Source organism: Micrococcus sp. 093350064-1 (assembly GCF_053627955.1).
The window spans coordinates 76,272-89,427 of the sequence record NZ_JBSEYU010000001.1; the positions used below are offsets into that span (position 1 = coordinate 76,272).

The window sequence follows — 13,156 nt, forward strand, 5'->3', positions numbered from 1 at the left end:
ACGGACATGACCGAGGCGGGCGCTCCAGCGTCCGCGGCAGCACCACCAGAGCTAGGGGTGAAGGATGAGCAAGGTGACGGATCGCGAGAAGGCCCTCGAGGCCGCTCTCGCCCAGATCGACAAGCAGTTCGGCAAGGGTTCCGTCATGCGGCTGGGAGACCAGACCCAGGCACCCGTCGAGGTCATCCCCACGGGCTCGGTGGCCATGGACGTGGCACTGGGCATCGGCGGCCTGCCGCGCGGCCGCGTGGTGGAGATCTACGGCCCGGAGTCCTCGGGCAAGACCACCCTGGCCCTGCACGCGGTGGCCAACGCGCAGCGCAACGGCGGCATCGCGGCCTTCATCGACGCGGAGCACGCCCTGGACCCGGTCTACGCCCGCAAGCTCGGGGTGGATACGGACGCCCTGCTGGTCAGCCAGCCGGACACGGGCGAGCAGGCCCTGGAGATCATGGACATGCTCGTCTCCTCGGGCACCCTGGACATCGTCGTCATCGACTCCGTGGCCGCGTTGACCCCGCGCGCCGAGATCGAGGGCGAGATGGGCGACTCCCACGTCGGCCTGCAGGCCCGCCTCATGTCCCAGGCGCTGCGCAAGGTGACCGGCCGCCTCCACCAGACCAAGACCACGGCCATCTTCATCAACCAGCTGCGCGAGAAGATCGGCGTGTTCTTCGGCTCCCCGGAGACCACCACGGGCGGCAAGGCGCTCAAGTTCTATGCGTCCGTGCGCATCGACGTCCGCCGCATCGAGACCCTCAAGGAGGCCGGCAACCCCGTCGGCAACCGCACCCGCGTGAAGATCGTCAAGAACAAGATGGCCCCGCCCTTCAAGCAGGCCGAGTTCGACATCCTCTACGGGGTCGGCATCTCCCGCGAGGGTGGCCTGATCGACATGGGTGTCGAGGAGGGCATCGTCAAGAAGTCCGGCGCGTGGTTCACCTATGACGGGGACCAGCTCGGGCAGGGCAAGGAGAACGCCCGTCGGTTCCTCCGGGACAACCCGGACCTTGCCAACGAGATCGAGCAGCGCATCCTCACGAAGCTCGGCATCGGCGTGGCCCCGGAGGCCGAGGATGACGAGGCCCCGGCCCTGACCGCGGTTCCGGGGGACACTGCGGTCGGATGACCCGATCGCGCAGGAGCGTCGGAGGCGGGGCCGCCCACCGGTCGGAGACGACCGGCCGGAGCGGCTCCGCCTCCGGTGCGTCCGCGTTCGACGACGCCCGGGACTCGGACGTGGGCCGGATGTGGCTCGACCTGGCCGGCGCACCGGAGCCGACGTCGTCCGACGCGGACGCCACGGACGCCGAGCAGGACGCCGTGCCCGCGCACGACGCCGGAGCCCCCGCAGGGGACGTCCCGGACCACGCCCCCGGCGCGGCACCGGATCTCGGGGCCCTGCTGACCCGCGCGAGCGACCTGCCCAGCCCCGCGCCCGGCGCCGGGCCCCGATCGCTGCCCTGGTCCGAGCGCCAGGACACCCGGGCGGACACCGAGCGCCGGGGCCGACAGCGGTCCACCACGCCCCCGCGGCGTGGCCGTCCTCGCGACGAGGGTCGCCCGGCCGTGGATCCCCGCCCCGCCGTCGAGGCCGATCGCCCCCGACGTCGCCCCGGCCCGGCGCCCCTGCCCACCGCACCGCGTGAGCGCGAGGAGGCCGCACGCGAGGTCGTCCTGCGCCAGCTCGCCCTGGGCCCCCGCTCCCGCGGCCAGCTCGAACGCAAGCTCGCCGAGCGCCAGGCCGAGCCCGAGCTGATCGAGCGCGTCCTCGACCGCTTCGAGGAGGTGCGGCTCGTGGACGACGCCGCCTTCGCCGAGGTCTGGGTCCGCAGCCGTCACCAAAGCAAGGGCCTGGCGCGCCGCGCCATCGGGCACGAGCTCCAGCAGAAGGGCGTGGACCGGGAGATCGCCGCCGAGGCGCTCGAGGCCATCGACGGCGAGGACGAACGGACCGCCGCCCTGGACCTCGTGCGCCGACGGCTGCGGGGCCGCACCGTCCCCGGCGGTGCCTCGCCGGAGGCCCGGGCCGAGCGGGACAAGGTGACCCGCCGCCTCGTCGGCATGCTGGGACGCAAGGGCTACGGCGGCGGCCTCGCGTTCGCCGTCGTGAAGGAGGTCCTCGCCGAGCACGAGGAGTGAGCGGCCCCGGGCCGCGCCCGGAGTTCCTAGAATGGTGCGGTGACTCTGACGGACCCCACCCCCCGCACCACCCCGCTCGCGCAGGACGGCGCCACCGCGCGCCCGCACGAGGGTCTGACCTATGAGGTCCGCACCTTCGGCTGCCAGATGAACGTGCACGACTCCGAGCGCATCTCCGGCCTGCTCGAGTCCACCGGCTACGCCCCGGCCGCCGAGGACGCCCAGGCCGACCTCGTGGTCTTCAACACGTGCGCGGTCCGCGAGAACGCGGACAACCGCCTGTACGGCAACCTCGGCAACCTGCGCGCGGTGAAGGACGCGCACCCGGGCATGCAGATCGCCGTCGGCGGGTGCCTCGCCCAGAAGGACCAGGCCGCCATCCAGCGCAGGGCCCCGTGGGTGGACGTCGTCTTCGGCACCCACAACATCGGCTCCCTGCCCGTGCTGCTGGAGCGCTCCCGCCACAACGCCGAGGCCGAGATCGAGATCCTCGAGGCGCTCGAGGTGTTCCCCTCCACCCTGCCCACCAAGCGGGACTCCACCCACTCCGGCTGGGTGTCCATCTCCGTGGGCTGCAACAACACGTGCACGTTCTGCATCGTCCCGTCGCTGCGCGGCAAGGAGAGGGACCGCCGCCCCGGGGAGATCCTCGCCGAGGTGCAGGCACTCGTCGACGCCGGCGCCGTCGAGGTCACGCTGCTGGGCCAGAACGTGAACACCTACGGCGTCGAGTTCGGCGACCGCGGCGCGTTCGCCAAGCTGCTGCGCGCATGCGGGGAGATCGAGGGCCTCGAACGCGTCCGCTTCACCAGCCCCCACCCGGCCGCGTTCACGGACGACGTCATCGACGCGATGGCCGAGACCCCCAACGTCATGCCGCAGCTGCACATGCCCCTGCAGTCAGGCTCGGACAAGGTGCTCAAGGACATGCGCCGCTCCTACCGGTCCGCGAAGTTCCTGCGGATCCTGGAGAAGGTGCGCGAGCGCATCCCGCACGCCGCCATCACCACGGACATCATCGTCGGCTTCCCTGGGGAGACCGAGGAGGACTTCGCCGAGACGATGCGGGTGGTCGAGGCCTCCCGCTTCTCCTCCGCGTTCACCTTCCAGTACTCCATCCGCCCGGGGACCCCGGCCGGGGAGATGGACCACCAGGTGCCCAAGGCCGTCGTCCAGGAGCGCTTCGAGCGCCTCGTGGCACTGCAGGACCGCATCTCGGCCGAGGAGATGGCCACGCTCGTCGGCACCCGCCAGGAACTGCTCGTCACCGCCGCCTCCGGCTCCAAGGCCGCGGAGCGCGGCCGCCTGTCCGGGCGCGCACCCGACAACCGGCTCGTGCACTTCTCCGTGCCCGCCGGCGCCGAGACCCCCCGCCCCGGCGACTTCGTCACCGTGACGGTCACCGAGGCCCACCCCTTCTTCGCCGTCGCCGACCCGACCGCACAGGACTACGTCCTGCGCCGCTCCCGCGCCGGTGACGCGTGGGACCGCGCCCAGGCCGAGTCGTGCGGCGCGCCCGCCCCCGGCACGGCGGGCGGCTCCGGGGCCACGAGCCTCGGCATGCCGACCCTGCGCCCGCGGTCCTGATGTCCGCCGCCGCGGCCTGCCCGCCCGTCGTCGCCGTGGTCGGGGCGACGGCGACGGGCAAGTCCGCCCTCGCCGTCGCCCTGGCGCACGCGCTGGACGGCGAGGTGGTCAACGGGGACGCCCTGCAGTTCTACCGGGGGATGGACGTGGGCACGGCGAAGGTCACCCCGGCTGAACGCGAGGGCGTCCCGCACCATCTGCTGGACGTGCTCGACGTCGGCCAGGAGGCCTCGGTGGCGGCCTTCCAGTCCGCGGCCCGCGACCTGTTCGACCAGATCCGCGCGCGGGGTCGGACCCCGATCCTCGTGGGCGGCTCCGGGCTGTACGTGCGGGCGGCGCTGGACGTGCTCGACTTCCCGCCCACGGACCCGGCGCTGCGGACCGAGCTGGAGGCGCGCGCGCAGCGGGAGGGCCTGGCCGGGCTGAGGGCCGAGCTGGCCGCCCTGGACCCGGTCTCGGCGGAGCGGCTGCAGGACGCCCGCCGCATCGTGCGCGCGCTGGAGGTGTGCCGGCTGACGGGCCGTCCGTTCTCCGCGTTCATGCCGGAGCGCACGTACGCCCCGGAGGTCGCCCCCGTGGTGCAGCTCGGCCTGCGCCTGGACCGGTCCGAGCTGCACCAGCGGATCGCGGCCCGGGTGGAGCGCATGCTGGCCGAGGGTCTGCTGGACGAGGTCCGCCGCCTCGACGTCCCCGGGCCGGACGGGCTGCGGCAGGGACCGACCGCGTCCCGCGCGATCGGCTACGCCCAGATGCTCGCCGTCCTCGACGGCGAGCTCACCGAGGCGGAGGCGGCCGAGCAGACCGTCGTGGCCACGCGCCGGTTCGCCCGACGCCAGGAGACCTGGTTCCGGGCCGACCCACGCGTCGTCTGGCTCGACGCGCAGGGCGAGGACATCGTGGCGGAGGCGCTCGCCGTCGTCGCCGGGGACGCCACCTAGACTGGGCCCATGACCGAGCAGCCCGCGGCGCCCGCCGCCCAGGACCCCCTCCACGCGAGCGCGCCGCGCGTGCCGTTCACGAAGGGCCATGGCACGGGCAACGACTTCGTGCTGATCGCCGACCCGGACGGCAACACGCAGCTCGACGCCCAGCGCGTCGCACGGCTGGCTGACCGGCACCGGGGGATCGGCGCCGACGGCGTCATCCGCGCCGTGCGGTCCGCGCGTCTGCCGGAGGGTGAGGCGCTGCTCGCCGAGCACCCCGAGGCCGAGTGGTTCATGGACTACCGCAACGGCGACGGCTCGATCGCCGAGATGTGCGGCAACGGGGTGCGCGTCTTCGTGCACTTCCTGGTCGAGAAGGGCCTCGTGGACCTGGCCCCCGGCCGGGCGATCACCATCGGCACGCGCGCCGGTGTGAAGGCCGTGACCCGGCTCGAGCACGGCTACGCGATCGACATGGGCCCCTGGTCGTACCTCGACCCCGAGCTGGCGGAGGAGGCGGCGTCGGACTCGATGGTCCTCGCCCACGGCCTCACCGATCCGCGTCCGGCGCTGAGCATCTCGATGGGCAACCCCCACACCGTGGTCCCGCTGGCCTCCTTCGCCGACCTGCAGGGGCTGGACCTGGGCCGCGCCCCCGAGGTGGACCCCGCCCCGCCGCACGGGACGAACGTCGAGTTCGTGGCCGCGCACGAGCCGCTCGTGCGCGAGAGCGTCGGCCGCGTGCGGATGCGCGTGCACGAGCGCGGGGTGGGCGAGACCCAGTCCTGCGGGACGGGCGCGTGCGCGGCGGCTGTGGCGATGCGCGCATGGTCGGGCGACCAGGGCTCGGACTCGTGGCTCGTCGAGGTGCCCGGCGGCGTGCTGGCCGTGGATGTCGTGCCGGGCCCGGAGGGGGCCGAGCACGTGGTCCTCTCGGGGCCGGCCGAGCTCGTCTTCGACGGCGAACTCACCGCCTGACCGCTTTCGTTCGGGAAACGGCGGGCCACGAACCGCTGTCGTTCGGGAAACGGCGCCTCAGCGCGCCCGCGCCACCCGCAGGATCCGGAAGCCCTTGACGCTGTCCGCCCGCTCCGCGGTGAACCGGCTGGGCGCGCGCTCCTCGAGCATCCGGCCGATCCACGGCAGCAGCGAGTCCGCGCCGAGGTTCTTCTGCACCACCAGCCAGGCCTCGCCGCCGGGGGCCAGTCGTGGCAGCCACCGCTCCAGCAGGGCGTGCAGCGCCGGCTTGCCGATCCGGATGGGCGGGTTGGACCAGATGAGGTCGAACTCCGCGCCCTCGGGGACGTCCTCCGGCCGCAGTGCCACGACATTGCCGAGGCCCAGCGCCGCGGCGTTGTCGCGGGTCAGCTGCAGGGAGCGGTCGTTGACCTCGACGGCGGTCACCTCCGCCTCGGGCGACCGCAGCGCCAGCGTGAGGGCGACCGGCCCCCAGCCCGCGCCGACGTCGAGGAACCGGCCCCTCGCCGGCGGCGCGGGCACGGCCGAGAACAGGGCCGCGGTGCCCTTGTCCAGACCGTCCGGGGAGAAGATCCCGTTGGCCGTCTGGACCTCGACGTCGCGGCCGGCCAGGCGTGTCCGCACGGTGCGGCGCCGCTCGGGTGCGGAGGGGTCGGCGTCGAAGTAGTGGGATGCGGGGCTCACGGCGACCATGGTAGCCAGCGGGTCGCCGCGGCCCTCAGCCCGACGGCGGCCCGGCCAGGTCCGAGAGGATCGCGCGCACGGCGTCGCGCCCGGCGCGGTTGGCCCCGACCGTGGACTGGGAGAGGCCGTAGCCGAGGAGGAACAGGCGCGGCTCGTCCAGGGCGCGCGCGCCCGCCACGCGGATGCCGCCGGCGGGCGTGCGCAGCCGCAGGGGAGCGAGGTGCCGGATCGCCGGCCGGAAGCCGGTGGCCCAGAGGATCACGTCCGCCGGTTCGAACGAGCCGTCGGGCATCCGCACCCCGTCCGGCTCGACGGCCGTGAACATGGGGTGGCGCACCAGCACGCCTCGTGTCTCGGCCTCGCGCACCCAGGATGAGCGGTGCATCCCGGTCGCCCCGACCACGGAGCCCGGCGGCAGGCCCGCACGGGTCCGTTCGTCCACCCCGCGCACCGACTCGGCCAGGGCACCGGGCGCGGCCGAGTCCTGCCACCGCGGCTCGCGGCGGGTCACCCACAGGGTGTCCGCGACCGTGGAGATCTCGGCCAGCAGCTGCGTCGCCGAGACGCCCATGCCCACGATCACCACCCGCTGCCCGGCAAACTCGTCCTTGGACAGGTAGTCGTGGGTGTGCAGCTGCCGGCCGCGGAACGAGCGCATCCCGGGCACCGAGGGCCACCGCGGGGACGTCCAGGTGCCGGTCGCGTTGACCACGAAGTCCGCCCGCCACGTGCCCGGCCCCCCGTCCGTGCGGACGAGGAGCCCGCGCGCACGTCCCGGCGCGCCGATCCGCTCGACGCGCCTCACGCGCACGGGCCGCCGGATCGGCAGGGCGAACCGCGCCTCGTAGTCGGCGAAGTAGGCCGGCAGCAGGGCGTTGGCGCGCGCGGCCGGGTCGGCCGGCGGCACCGGGTCGCCGGGCAGTTCGTGGATGTGGTTGACGGTGGCCATCGTGAGCGAGTCCCAGCGGTGCTGCCACGCCCCGCCCGGGGCGGTCTCCGCGTCGAGCACCACGAACGTGCCGGGGGCGTCCTCGGGGACGCCGGCGGCGCCGTCGTCGTTCGGACCCAGCCCCACGAAGCCGCGGCGGCGCAGGTGGTAGGCGGCGGACAAGCCCGCCTGGCCCGCGCCGATCACGACGACGGTCGCCCGGCCCGTCCGGCCGGGCTGCGGCGGGGCAGGGGAGGGGGACACGGTCATGCCCGCAGGATACGTGCGCGTCGTCAGCGGACCGGGCGCCGGGGCCCCTGTCGCCCACACGCGCCGCCCGGTACACTCGACGCCCATGTGGATCTTCCTGCACTGACGCCCCCGCGTCACTGCCCGCCCCCGCCCCCTCGCGCGCCCGCCTCGGATGAGGCCGTCGAGCGCGCCCCGGCACCTGATGGAGATCCCACCATGGACGATGTGGTCCGCCCCTGCACGCCCGCCGACGAGACCTCGTGGCTGCGGTGCCGCGTGCTCACCTTCCTCCCGCGAACGGAGCCGCCGCGAGATCGTCGCAGCGCGGCGCCGACCCCTGCCCACACGGCCGTGCGCGTCACCCGCCACGTCCGCCCCCTGCGGACAGCCGCCTAACGCGTCCGCGCACCCCTCTACCCTGAGAGCATCGGGCCACCCGACCGCGGCGGCCCAGAGGAGACCATGACTGAGAAGAACCAGCACACCCCCGGCCCCCAGGGCGCCCACGGCTCCGAGGACGAGATCCAGGCCGTGATCGACCGCATCCTGGCCGCCGATGACGCTCGCCGCGCCTCCGGCCGCGAGGCGACCGGGCGCGGCTCCGCGGACAGTGTGGTCGCGGACCACGAGGACGCCCCCGACGCCGGCACCCCGGACCGCTCCGGCGCGCTCGCAGGCCGTGCACTCGCCCTGGACGAGGGCGAGGACGGGCACACGGACGCCGACGGCGACCAGGACGAGCTCGCCGCGCGCCACTCCCTCAAGCGCGTGCAGGGCCTGTCCACCGAGCTCGAGGACATGACCGAGGTCGAGTACCGCCAGCTGCGCCTGGAGCGCGTGGTGCTGGCGGGCGTCTGGACCGAGGGCTCCGCGGAGGATGCGGAGAACTCCCTGCGGGAGCTCGCCGCGCTCGCCGAGACCGCGGGCTCGGAGGTGCTCGACGGCGTCATCCAGCGCCGCGCCACCCCGGACCCGGCCACGTTCCTCGGCAAGGGCAAGGCGCAGGAGCTCGCCGAGATCGTGGCGCTCTCCGGTGCGGACACCGTGGTGGTGGACTCCGAGCTCGCCCCGTCTCAGCGTCGCGCGCTGGAGGACGTGGTGCGGGTGAAGGTGATCGACCGGACCGCGCTGATCCTGGACATCTTCGCCCAGCACGCGAGCTCGCGTGAGGGCCGCGCCCAGGTCGAGCTCGCGCAGCTCGAGTACCTGCTGCCGCGCCTGCGCGGCTGGGGCGAGTCCATGTCCCGGCAGGCCGGCGGCCGTGCCGCCGCCGGCGAGGGCATCGGCTCCCGTGGACCCGGTGAGACCAAGATCGAGCTGGACCGCCGCCGCATCCGCACCCGCATGGCGAAGCTGCGCCGGGACATCGCCGGGATGAAGCCGGCCCGGGAGGCCAAGCGTGCCAACCGTCGTCGCAACCGGGTGCCGTCCGTGGCGATCGCCGGGTACACCAACGCCGGGAAGTCGTCCCTGCTCAACCGCCTCACCCACGCCGGGGTGCTCGTGGAGAACGCCCTGTTCGCCACGCTGGACCCCACCGTGCGCAAGGCCATGACGCCGGACGGCATCGGTTACACCCTCTCGGACACGGTCGGCTTCGTGCGGAACCTGCCCACGCAGCTGGTCGAGGCGTTCCGCTCCACCCTCGAGGAGGTCGCGGACGCGGACGTCATCCTGCACGTCGTGGACGGCTCGCACCCGGATCCCGAGGGCCAGATCGCCGCGGTGCGCTCCGTGTTCGCGGAGGTGGACGCGCACCGGATCCCCGAGATCATCGTGCTGAACAAGGCGGACGCCGCGGACCCGGCCGTCATCGCCCGGATCCGGGCCAAGGAGCCCCACGCCGTGGTGGTCTCCGCGCGCACCGGCGAGGGCATCGACGAGCTCGAGCGCGCCATCGCGGCCACCATCCCGCGGCCTGACGTGCGGCTCGAACTGCTGATCCCGTTCACCCGGGGTGAGCTGGTCTCCCGCCTCCACTCGGCGGACGCGGAGATCCTGGCCGAGGGCTACGAGGAGGGCGGCACCCGCCTGTCCGTGCTGGTCCGTGAGGACATCGCGCCGGACTTCGCCGAGTTCGTCGTGGAGGCGGACGCGTCGTGAGCGACCGGGCGAAGGAAGCCGGGGCGGGCGGCGCGCAGCCACGCACGGAGCACGAGCGCGAGGCGCTGCGCCTCCTGGACGCCGCGGTGCAGGCCACCGGCGGCCAGCACCGCGCGGGTCAGCGGGAGATGGTGCTGCAGGTGGCGCGCGCCCTCGAGTCGCGCCGCCACCTGCTCGTGCAGGCCGGCACCGGCACCGGCAAGTCCCTGGCCTACCTGATCCCCGCGCTCCAGCACGCGATGACGCAGGAGGACCCCGTCGTCGTCGCCACGGCCACGCTCGCACTGCAGGCCCAGATCATGAAGCGGGACGCCCCTCGGCTGGTCGAGGCGCTCAAGGACGAGCTGCCTCGCGAGCCCGTCGTCGCCCTGGTCAAGGGCCGCTCCAACTACCTGTGCCGCCACAAGGTGGACGGCGGCTACCCCGGGGACGAGGGCGAGGAGGCCCTCTTCACGGTCGCCGACGACGGCGGGGTGATCGGCTCCGCCACGGACGGCGCCGCCGGGCCCTCCTCCCTGTTGGGCAAGGAGGTCATGTACCTGCGGGCGTGGGCGGACCAGACCGAGACCGGGGACCGCGACGACCTCGAGGTCCCCGTCACCGACCGCGCGTGGCGGCAGGTCTCCGTCTCCGCGGTCGACTGCCTCGGCGCGTCCCGCTGCCCCCAGGCCGAGGAGTGCTTCTCCGAGCGGGCCCGCGCGGACGCGGCGGACGCGGACGTCGTGGTCACCAACCACGCGATGCTCGCCATCAGCGCCTTCGAGGGGCTCGCGGTGCTGCCGGCGTACTCGGCCGTCGTCGTGGACGAGGCCCACGAGCTGCAGGACCGGGTGACCGGCGCGGTCACGGGGCAGCTGTCCGGGTCGATCGTGCACGGCGCGGCCACCTCGCTGCGCCGCCACACCACGGTGGCCGTGGAGGACCTGATCGAGGCCGGGGCGGCCCTGGACCGCGCGTTCACGGACACCCCGTCCGGCCTGATCGCCGCGGGCCCGGACGAGGTGCAGGAGCAGGCCCTCACCGGCGTCCTCACCGCCGCGCGTCAGTGCCTGTCCGACCTCGGCCAGGACAAGGACAAGGAGGCCGATGCCGACGGCGGACGGCAGATGGCGCGCTCGCGGATCCTCGAGGTCCTCGAGGTGGTGGAGCGCATGCTCGCGGCCCGGCCCGAGGCCGACTTCCCCGAGGTGCTGTGGGCCACCCGCCCCGGCCACTTCGAGCCCGGCGTGGGCTGGCAGCCGGGGGACGAGACCGACCCGCCCCAGCTCTACGTGGCCCCGCTCTCGGTGGCCGGCAAGCTGCGGGAGGGCCTGTTCGGCAAGGCGACGACGGTGCTCACCTCCGCCACGCTCACCGTGGGCTCGGGGGAGCGCCGGTTCGACTCGGTGGCCGGCGACGTGGGCCTGGCCGGCCCGGACGCCCCGAAGTTCGAGGCCCTCGACGTCGGCAGCCCCTTCGACTACCCGCGTCAGGGGGTGCTCTACGTGGCCCGGCACCTGCCCCGGCCCGGCCGGACGGCCTCGCCCGAGTCCCTGGATGAGCTCGAGGCGCTCCTGAGGGCGTCGCGGGGCGGGGCCCTCGGCCTGTTCTCCTCGCGCCGGGCGGCCGAGGACGCCGCCGCCGAGATGCGCCGTCGGCTCGGGCCGAAGACCACGATCCTGTGCCAGGGGGACGCGACCCTCTCCGCCCTCGTGCGCCAGTTCTCCGAGGAGCCGGACACGTCCCTGTTCGGGACCATGAGCCTGTGGCAGGGCGTGGACGTGCCGGGGAACTCGCTGCGGCTCGTGGTGATCGACCGCATCCCGTTCCCGCGGCCGGACGACCCGCTCTCCCAGGCCCGCACCCGGGACGTCGCCCGGCACGGCGGCAACGGGTTCATGCGGATCTCCGCCACGCATGCGGCCGTGCGCATGGCCCAGGGCGCCGGGCGCCTCGTGCGCTCCGTGACGGACCGCGGCGTGGTGGCCGTGCTGGACCCCCGCCTGGCCACCGAGCGGTACGGCGGCTACATCACGAGCGCCCTGCCGGACTTCTGGCGCACCACGGACCGCGACGTCGTCCGCGGGGTGCTGGCACGGCTCGCCTCGGGCGATTGACCTCGCTCGGCCTCGGGCCGTCGGCCCGGTCGGAGGGAGCGGGTCAGAGTGAGCGCAGGACCGTGACGACGCGCCCCATCACGGTGGCGTGATCGCCGAGGATGGGCTCGTAGGCCGTGTTCTGGGGGAGGAGCCAGGTGTGCCCGTCGCGGCGGCGGAAGGTCTTCACGGTGGCCTCGTCGTCGAGCAGGGCCGCGACGATGTCGCCGTTCTCCGCCGTCTCCTGCCGGCGCACCACCACCCAGTCGCCGTCGCAGATCGCGGCGTCCACCATCGAGTCGCCCGTGACGCGCAGCATGAACAGCTCGCCCTCGCCCGTAAGGCGTCGCGGGATCGCCATGACGTCCTCGACCTGCTGCTCAGCCAGGACCGGGCCGCCCGCCGCGATGCGGCCGACCCAGGGGACCGGCACGCTGTCCGCCTCGTCTGCGCCGGTGTGCCACGCGGGGATCGCGGTGACCCGCGACGACGGCGCAGCGGCGGGGGAGGCGGCGTCGCCCAGCGGGGTGCCGTCCACGTCGAGCAGCACCTCGAGGGCACGCGGGCGTCCGGGGTCGCGCCGGATGTAGCCGTGCCGCTCGAGACGGCCCAGCTGGTGCGTGACGGAGGAGAGCGAGGCCAGGCCCGCGGCATCGCCGATCTCGCGCATGGAGGGCGGGTAGCCGTGGTCGGCGATCGCGTCCCGGATGGTCTGCACGATCCGCCGCTGGCGGTCGGTGAGCGGCGCGCGCGCCGCCGGCTGATCGTCGGTGGTGCTCATGGCTGCCGTCCGTTCTCCCGGGGGTGATGGTGGCCGGCCTCATGTTCCGGCGTCCGGCTGCCGTCCGGACGCTTACCGTGTCCGCCCCCGCTGGTTGCCTGTGTCCTGGCGATCCCCGGGGGCGTTCCGGGGCGTCCGTGCATCGCCTCGAGCCTAGAGGAGAGCCGCCTCTCCTTCAAAGATATGTTCGATTTGTTCGTGGCGTGTCTCGAACACCTGTGCTAGAAAGGGATTCGAACGGATTCGAACAGATGTTCGATAGCCTGGAGGGCATCCGCCCCGGAGGAGGACACCATGACGCTCACCACCGCCCAGTTCGCCGGTTCGCCCGCGACGGCGCGGCCGCGTCCGGCCACCATCCGTCTGACCCGCCGCGGCCGCCTCGTCCTGCGAGGGATCCCCGTGATCGCCGCGGCCGTGGCCGCCACGCTGGCGGCCGCCTTCTTCCTGGGTGTGCTGCTGTCGCCCGCCGCGGTGTCCGCGGACACCGCGGGACCCGCCACCCAGTCCGTCACGGTCATGCCCGGGGACAGCCTGTGGACCATCGCCACCACGGTGGCGCCGGAGGCGGACGTCTACGAGGTGATCGCCACGATCGACGAGCTCAACGGGCTCGAGGGCCGGGCCCCCGCCCCGGGCGAGGAGCTGTTCGTCCCGGCCACGCGGTGACGCACGGCGGGCCTCGCCCTCCAGGGTTCCTAGA

11 protein-coding genes are annotated in these 13,156 nt (G+C 74.2%); 8 read left to right on the forward strand and 3 right to left on the reverse strand.

Annotation, left to right across the window (positions count from 1 at the left end):
- Window positions 1-64 precede the first annotated feature (64 nt).
- Genes recA through dapF form a run of 5 tightly spaced genes read left to right on the forward strand, consistent with a single transcriptional unit; the run spans window position 65 to window position 5,630 of the window.
- Window positions 65-1,129: a recombinase RecA gene (gene recA, locus ACUW6W_RS00345; RefSeq protein ID WP_206480775.1), complete on the forward strand. Its 1,065-nt coding sequence runs from the start codon at window positions 65-67 to the stop codon at window positions 1,127-1,129.
- Entirely contained in the window at window positions 1,126-2,142 is a 1,017-nt protein-coding gene (locus tag ACUW6W_RS00350; RefSeq protein ID WP_206480776.1) for a regulatory protein RecX, read from the forward strand. Before recA ends, ACUW6W_RS00350 begins: the two co-directional genes overlap by 4 nt.
- A gap of 39 nt (window positions 2,143-2,181) precedes the next feature.
- A complete protein-coding gene (gene miaB / locus ACUW6W_RS00355) occupies window positions 2,182-3,729 on the forward strand; it encodes a tRNA (N6-isopentenyl adenosine(37)-C2)-methylthiotransferase MiaB (protein WP_454179609.1) in 1,548 nt (515 codons plus the stop codon).
- Window positions 3,729-4,667 (forward strand): tRNA (adenosine(37)-N6)-dimethylallyltransferase MiaA, encoded by a 939-nt coding sequence (miaA, locus tag ACUW6W_RS00360; protein ID WP_323662587.1) that lies wholly within the window; start codon window positions 3,729-3,731, stop codon window positions 4,665-4,667. The genes miaB and miaA overlap by 1 nt, the downstream gene beginning before the upstream one ends.
- Before the next feature lie 9 nt (window positions 4,668-4,676).
- Entirely contained in the window at window positions 4,677-5,630 is a 954-nt protein-coding gene (dapF, locus tag ACUW6W_RS00365) for a diaminopimelate epimerase (protein ID WP_102708365.1), read from the forward strand.
- A 57-nt stretch (window positions 5,631-5,687) separates the two neighbouring features.
- Here the strand turns inward: dapF and ACUW6W_RS00370 are convergent, their stop codons facing one another.
- Window positions 5,688-6,323 (reverse strand): class I SAM-dependent methyltransferase, encoded by a 636-nt coding sequence (locus ACUW6W_RS00370; RefSeq protein WP_134376959.1) that lies wholly within the window; start codon window positions 6,321-6,323, stop codon window positions 5,688-5,690.
- 25 nt (window positions 6,324-6,348) lie between these two features.
- Window positions 6,349-7,512 carry an NAD(P)-binding domain-containing protein gene (locus ACUW6W_RS00375; RefSeq protein ID WP_454179610.1) on the reverse strand — a complete coding sequence of 388 codons (1,164 nt, stop codon included), beginning with the start codon at window positions 7,510-7,512 and terminating at the stop codon, window positions 6,349-6,351.
- Window positions 7,513-7,956: 444 nt separating this feature from the next.
- On the opposite strand from ACUW6W_RS00375, the gene hflX reads away from it, so the two are divergent.
- Together hflX and ACUW6W_RS00385 are read left to right on the forward strand one after the other, a co-directional pair.
- Window positions 7,957-9,597, forward strand: coding sequence for a GTPase HflX (gene hflX / locus ACUW6W_RS00380; protein WP_144879083.1), 1,641 nt, complete (start codon window positions 7,957-7,959; stop codon window positions 9,595-9,597).
- Entirely contained in the window at window positions 9,594-11,693 is a 2,100-nt protein-coding gene (locus ACUW6W_RS00385; protein WP_020628153.1) for an ATP-dependent DNA helicase, read from the forward strand. The genes hflX and ACUW6W_RS00385 overlap by 4 nt, the downstream gene beginning before the upstream one ends.
- Window positions 11,694-11,736: 43 nt before the next feature.
- Here the strand turns inward: ACUW6W_RS00385 and lexA are convergent, their stop codons facing one another.
- Window positions 11,737-12,453, reverse strand: coding sequence for a transcriptional repressor LexA (gene lexA / locus ACUW6W_RS00390; protein WP_041104273.1), 717 nt, complete (start codon window positions 12,451-12,453; stop codon window positions 11,737-11,739).
- Between the two features lie 294 nt (window positions 12,454-12,747).
- Between lexA and ACUW6W_RS00395 the strand changes: the two genes are divergently transcribed.
- Entirely contained in the window at window positions 12,748-13,122 is a 375-nt protein-coding gene (locus tag ACUW6W_RS00395; RefSeq protein ID WP_020628151.1) for a LysM peptidoglycan-binding domain-containing protein, read from the forward strand.
- The last annotated feature ends 34 nt before the right edge of the window (window positions 13,123-13,156 follow it).

What these genes read in the sequence shown, in the direction of transcription:
- recA (WP_206480775.1), top strand. Translation starts at nt 65, where the DNA reads ATGAGCAAGGTGACGGATCGCGAGAAGGCCCTCGAGGCCGCTCTCGCC.
- ACUW6W_RS00350 (WP_206480776.1), top strand. Translation starts at nt 1,126, where the DNA reads ATGACCCGATCGCGCAGGAGCGTCGGAGGCGGGGCCGCCCACCGGTCG.
- miaA (WP_323662587.1), top strand. Translation starts at nt 3,729, where the DNA reads ATGTCCGCCGCCGCGGCCTGCCCGCCCGTCGTCGCCGTGGTCGGGGCG.
- dapF (WP_102708365.1), top strand. Translation starts at nt 4,677, where the DNA reads ATGACCGAGCAGCCCGCGGCGCCCGCCGCCCAGGACCCCCTCCACGCG.
- ACUW6W_RS00370 (WP_134376959.1), bottom strand. Translation starts at nt 6,323, where the DNA reads ATGGTCGCCGTGAGCCCCGCATCCCACTACTTCGACGCCGACCCCTCC.
- ACUW6W_RS00375 (WP_454179610.1), bottom strand. Translation starts at nt 7,512, where the DNA reads ATGACCGTGTCCCCCTCCCCTGCCCCGCCGCAGCCCGGCCGGACGGGC.
- hflX (WP_144879083.1), top strand. Translation starts at nt 7,957, where the DNA reads ATGACTGAGAAGAACCAGCACACCCCCGGCCCCCAGGGCGCCCACGGC.
- lexA (WP_041104273.1), bottom strand. Translation starts at nt 12,453, where the DNA reads ATGAGCACCACCGACGATCAGCCGGCGGCGCGCGCGCCGCTCACCGAC.
- ACUW6W_RS00395 (WP_020628151.1), top strand. Translation starts at nt 12,748, where the DNA reads ATGACGCTCACCACCGCCCAGTTCGCCGGTTCGCCCGCGACGGCGCGG.